This is a genomic window from Shewanella gelidii (assembly GCF_014647855.1).
Classification (GTDB): Bacteria; Pseudomonadota; Gammaproteobacteria; order Enterobacterales; family Shewanellaceae; genus Shewanella; species Shewanella gelidii.
The window spans coordinates 1-5,146 of the sequence record NZ_BMPZ01000021.1; the positions used below are offsets into that span (position 1 = coordinate 1).

A 5,146-nucleotide genomic window follows, 5' to 3' on the forward strand; every position below is an offset into this window, starting at 1 on the left:
ATCTTCATCGTTATCTAACACATTACCGGTGGCAATTTCATCTTCCGCAATGGTGGTGCTGTCATCTGCAAGCACGCTTGGATCATCGACTGGGGTAACGCTGATGGTTAACGTGGCTGTTTCACCGGTGTTGGTGGTGTAAGTGATCTCCGGAAGCTCGCCATTCCAGTCCGGCGCTGGTGTGAAGCTGTAGCCGCCATTTGGATTGATGACCAAAATCCCACCTTCAACTGGCACCTCTGTGCCCGCTGGATATTCAGTACCGCCTACCGTAAAGGTGACGACACTGAGATCGCTATCAGGATCCTCATCGTTATCTAACACATTACCGGTGGCAATTTCATCTTCAGTAATGGTGGTGCTGTCATCTGCAAGCACGCTTGGGTCATCAACGGGGTTGACCACGATAGTGAGCGTGGCTGTTGCTCCTGTATTCGTGGTGTAGGTAATTACCGGAAGATCGCCATTCCAGTCTGGGTTTGGCGTGAAAGTGTAACTACCATCAGGGTTGATAACTAAAACACCGCCTTCTAGTGGCACCTCAGTGCCCGCTGGATATTCGATACCGCCTACCGTAAAGGTGATGACACTGAGGTCGCTATCAGGATCTTCATCGTTATCTAACACATTACCGGTGGCAATTTCATCTTCCGCAATGGTGGTGCTGTCATCTGCAAGCACGCTTGGGTCATCAACGGGGTTGACCACGATCGTGAGCGTGGCTGTTGCTCCTGTATTCGTGGTGTAGGTAATTACCGGAAGATCGCCATTCCAGTCTGGGTTTGGCGTGAAAGTGTAACTACCATCAGGGTTGAGAACTAAAACACCGCCTTCTAGTGTAACCTCTGTGCCTGCAGGAAAGTCGCTACCATTGATTTCGAAGCTTACGACAGTAAGCTCAGTATCTAAGTCGCTGTCATTTGCTAAAACATTACCAGTAGCAACACCGTCTTCGTTGATAGTTTGCGAGTCATTGGCCGTAAGGGTTGGTGAGTCTTCAAATGCATCTTGTGGCTGGATGCTAGTTAAAACTGGGGCTTGGGTTACAGCGGCTGTATCGTGTTTGGCATCGGCGAGGGTTTCAGAGCCGCTACGATCTACATTGATAAAGCTGGAAGTACCTTGCGAACTAGGCGTATTGCCTGCTGCGGTTTCTGGTAATTCTTCAGTTGGATCTTCGCCACTTTCGATTAATTGTTGCAGAGCTTCAATTTCAGCTAAAGCTTGTAGGTCTGCTGTAGGCTCATTTTGTTGCTGGGTATTTGTTTCGATAGAACCGTCTGCTAGCTCGATTTCAAGCGTTGCATTGGCTGCGAGTTCGATTACGGTTCCTTGGCTTATTGCATCGCCTGCTTGTAATACTGCTTCTTTGCCTTCAAGGGTTGCATCCCCTTTTACTGCCTTAATTATACCATCTTGCGACGCAATCATCTTGCCCATATTGTTACTTCCTCAGCCACTAGGAGTTATTAAACTTAAAATAAGGCTAAAAATAGAATAATCCTAAATTTAGCAAATAGTTATAAAGTGTAACTTATCTACTCATCGATATCAATTTATCGGCGCAAATGAGTATAGCTTGAGAGGATTAAAAAATTGTGACAAATATGATTTTAACTGATTGTTAAAGCAGAAGAAAAGTGGCTGTTTTATTCTTCTGCTTAACATGTCAGACCTGCTTACTCCAATGAATTGTGACCGCTATCGTTGTTTATATCCTGTGGGTAGAATTTTTTAAGGAATAACGTGGTTATTGCTCATCCATTCGTCATTAGAAATAACGTTCAGTAACTCTAAATCTTCAGCAAAATACTTAGAATTATTTGGCGTTGAATCTTCCATGCGTATTGAATCAAAATCTATATTTTTTATTTGAACTAACGCGGCTTCTTCTATGCTTAGATCTAATTGTAAATATTGATTTGCAATATTCCCTCTGAAGGATTCAGCGATGAGTGCCTGTTCAATTAAATCCGTATCATCGAATAATGAAATTTGGTTATCTTCATTTGATAAAATGTCCGATAGGTCAGTAACTTCCATAGAACTAATTTGATTAATAACCTTGTCATCTTTATTGTCATTTTCTGGAGAAACAGTAACAATAAACTGGCCTGAATTTGAGTCTTCAAAAACAACCATATCACCATCGAAGTCGTTTGCTGTATATGAAAACTCAATGTCTATTGGTTCTTGATCCACAACGGCATTTGACGACAAATCAATTACCTGGAAGTCCTCTCCGCCAATATAAAATATTTCGATAGCCAGAATACTTTGCCCCTGTGGAGGCTGCTCGGTTAGATCAAGTGTGCCGTTAATGGTCGCGTTAAATAGTGCAGAGCTACCATCGGAATAAAATACTTGATATTGAATTTGGCTGGTGTCACTAAAGTCACCATTATTATTGGTTCCTAGGCTTATTTGTAGTGCAGCAGTGCCGGTAGCACCATAGTTGATATGAATTGATTCTCCAGCTGAAATGGATGTTTGTGGACCAACGCCTATACCATGAGCATTTGAATTGACGGTTGAGGCGGTGCCATTAATATAACCTGTTATTGTGGCTAACAGTTCGGCGTTTGGTAATCCATGGGAATAAATCAGGCCATCATCAGCGACAAAGTAAGCTGAGTTATTTCCTGCAGGTGCGCTACTGATATCATATGAAACTGAGCTGCTTAGTTGAATTTCTTCAAGCATTTCTAATTGATAATCAATATGTCCATTTGGATCTTCTATTGCGGTTAACGTGAATACAGTTGTGCTGCCCGCACTTGCAATCAATGTATTGCCCACCATTTGGTAGGTAAGAGCTATTCCGTTATGTAGAAGTCCAGAAGTTAGCACAGAGAACTGTGTACTACCTAGGCCATCGGCTCCGGGATTAAATAGATCACCTGTTACAGATGCACCTGCGCTATTCACAATATGTATTGGAGTTGATTCATCTAATTGGCTCACAGGCGAGTCATCTTCAATACTAATGGTTAAAGTTGATGATGCGGCATCAATACCATCGCTAACTAGCACTCCAAAATCAATATTTAGCACATCTTCAGCATTGGTTTCAGGGTGGTCTATCGCTTGTAAAACTTCAACGGTATAGTCCACTTGGTAGCCCGCAACATTGCCAGTAATATCACTTAAAGATATTGTTACAATGGGTATTTGCACTCCTGCTTCGAGGATGCTTCCGATCAATACCGAACCGTTCCAACTCCAGGAGATGAGCTGTCCCGCCGAATAATATGAATCCGATTCTGGCCCTGTTAGGGTGATAGATAATTGTTCAAAATCTTCAGGATTTGTGTCGGTAAAGCTCATAGTACCGGTAACAATATTGCTATTGGAGAGATCTTGTGGGTCGCCCATTTCATCTGCGATACCTTGAATCAGACCCTCCTCAGATATGACGAGGTTTTCAATATGGTTGATTTGAGGCGGCTGGTTTTCTGGCGTAACTGTATTTACATTAATGGTTAGTATTGCGCTAGATTGGTCGCCATCGGCGTCTTCAATGGTGTAATTAAATTGCTCTGTTGCGCCTTCTGGAATTTCATTGGCATTCGAGGTTAGTTGATATTCGTAGTCGCCATTAGCGTGAAGTGTTAGGGTGCCGTATGTACCGACCAGAGTAATACTTCCACTCGCATCCATATCTATTGGCGTTTGATTATTTGTTGCTGCTGATACGACCATAATATCGACGTCAGCGCCGGAAATATCATTTGCTAGAACATTGCCACTTGTCGAAGGAAGTTCGAACCCTGTGCCTTCTACAATTCTGACGACAATCTCATAGCTAGTCGCTGCATTTTCATCAGTGTATATCGTTGTTACTATTTCTCCGGTGTTGATATCTCTGAAGCCAATGACTTGGATAGAATATAAGTTATTTTCGAAGCTAAATACTGAAACTGTTTGACCTATAGTGATGATATCGCGAGGATCTGCGCCATCATTTGGCGTTTCGTTGTGGTCAAAATCAATATTGAGTTCCACAGGAGTGATGTTGCCTAGAGCGTCAATTACGGTGAAGCTAATCATCATGGACGCAGAGGTAATTGCAGAGCCTGAGCCAATCACAAAGTTATAATGGGTAAAGGTACCTAAAATAATTTCTTGATTTATTGGAATAGAGCCATTGAGAGAAATGTCATTATCGACAAACCCATACCCTGATTGATTGCCATTCGTGGTACCCCAACGGATTTGGTCGTGGGCGGTGTCGTTATCCGGGCCATCAAAGGTATTTACATTTTGCCCGCCAGTATAGCCGTTCCATACTGCTTCAATGCCACTCACGCTAAAGGAATCGACAGAAACCTCTAGGGTGTCGGTATCATCATTCGCCGTCGCAAGGTCATCATGCACGTTGGCAAGAATATTGGTTGTGTCACTGTCACCATCAATATCAAAAGCGGTTACGGTAAACAAATCTGTGAGTTGATCATTGCCCTGTGCATTGTGGGTTTGTGCCTGCTCCAAGATGTATTGATAACTCAAGACACCATTGCTGTAACCGGTAATTTCAAAGGTGCCAAACTCACCTTGTAGTATGATTGGGTTTAAGGCCGTAGCACTCATAAGTAGGCTAAGCGTTAGCGTAATCGAACCACTATAGCTGTTTGAAAGTACGATTCGATCTAGGCCATCGTTAGCCCGTATATTGAGTGTTCCGGTATCAACTAAACTGTTGCCCCCCGTGCCATTTGGTAACGCAGTTTCATAAACATTTAGCGGTGAAGCAATCGCAAAAATATCGACATCATCGTTTACTGGCGTCACGCTAATGGTGAGCGTGGATGTATCGGTACTCAATCCATCGGTGAGCAGATAAGTCACCACAGGCACCGGACCGTTGTAGTTCAGAGCTGGGGTAAAGCTGTAGCTGCCATCGGTGTTGAGCACCAGCACACCAATACCGGCAATCGTCACTGAATCGCCGGCGCTATAGGTGGTGTTATCGCCCGCGACTGTGAAGCTGACCACGGTGACATCGCCTTCGACGGAAGAAGTGCCTTCCAATACTGAGCCCGTAATCGGCGTATCTTCAGCGGTGCTGACCACTTCGTTCGCATCCACAAACGGATCGGTTTCTGGCGTGACCGAAATGGTTAAGGTTGAGGTATCGGTACTCAAT

The 5,146-nt window shown here is 43.8% G+C and carries 2 protein-coding genes; both read right to left on the reverse strand.

The window, feature by feature from the left end; all coding sequences use genetic code 11:
- Positions 1 to 1,440: retention module-containing protein (locus IEY18_RS17195; protein WP_188923101.1), on the reverse strand; the 1,440-nt coding region annotated here is incomplete at its 3' end.
- Between the two features lie 294 nt (positions 1,441 to 1,734).
- The coding region (locus IEY18_RS17200) for a choice-of-anchor K domain-containing protein (protein WP_188923103.1) at positions 1,735 to 5,146 on the reverse strand (3,412 nt) is incomplete at its 5' end.